1 protein-coding gene is annotated in these 659 nt (G+C 64.0%); it reads right to left on the bottom strand.

All coding sequences use genetic code 11. From position 1 onward, the window contains the following. The coding region (locus tag R1W00_RS18200) for an electron transfer flavoprotein subunit alpha/FixB family protein (RefSeq protein WP_317264188.1) at positions 1 to 659 on the bottom strand (659 nt) is incomplete at both ends.

The raw sequence follows: 659 nt of genomic DNA, 5'->3' as shown, positions 1-659 counted from the left end.
ACTTGGAAGATGGGGGCCTCTTCGTCTTTGTTGATGGCGACGATGATCTTGCTGTCTTTCATGCCTGCAAGGTGCTGGATCGCGCCCGAGATGCCGATTGCGACATAGAGTTCGGGGGCGACGACCTTGCCGGTCTGACCGACCTGCCAGTCGTTCGGGGCATAGCCGCTGTCGACGGCGGCGCGCGAGGCACCGACCGCTGCGCCGAGGGTGTCAGCCAGCTTTTCGATCAGGGCAAAGTCCTCTTCCGAGCCAACGCCACGACCGCCCGATACGACCACACCGGCCGAAGTCAGTTCGGGGCGATCGCTCTCGGCGACCTTGTCTTCGACCCACTCGGACACGCCCGGCGCATCAGCAGCCGACACGGTTTCCACAGCGGCCGCGCCACCCTCACCAGCGGCGTCAAACGTCGAGGTGCGGAAGGTGATGACCTTGGTCGCATCCGCCGATTTCACGGTCTGGATGGCGTTACCGGCATAGATCGGACGCTCAAACGTGTCGGCGTCAACAACACCGGTCACGTCCGACAGGATCATCACATCCAGCAATGCCGCAACGCGGGGCAGGATGTTTTTCGCATCGGTCGTCGCGGGTGCCACGATGTGGCTGTACCCACCGGCCAGCGACACGATCAGGGCCGCGGTCGGCTCGGCCAG

It is taken from the genome of Rhodovulum sp. FJ3 (assembly GCF_032918305.1).
Classification (GTDB): Bacteria; Pseudomonadota; Alphaproteobacteria; order Rhodobacterales; family Rhodobacteraceae; genus SAT37.
The sequence above is the reverse complement of the archived record's forward strand: the minus strand, read 5'-3'. Positions and strand labels throughout refer to the sequence as shown.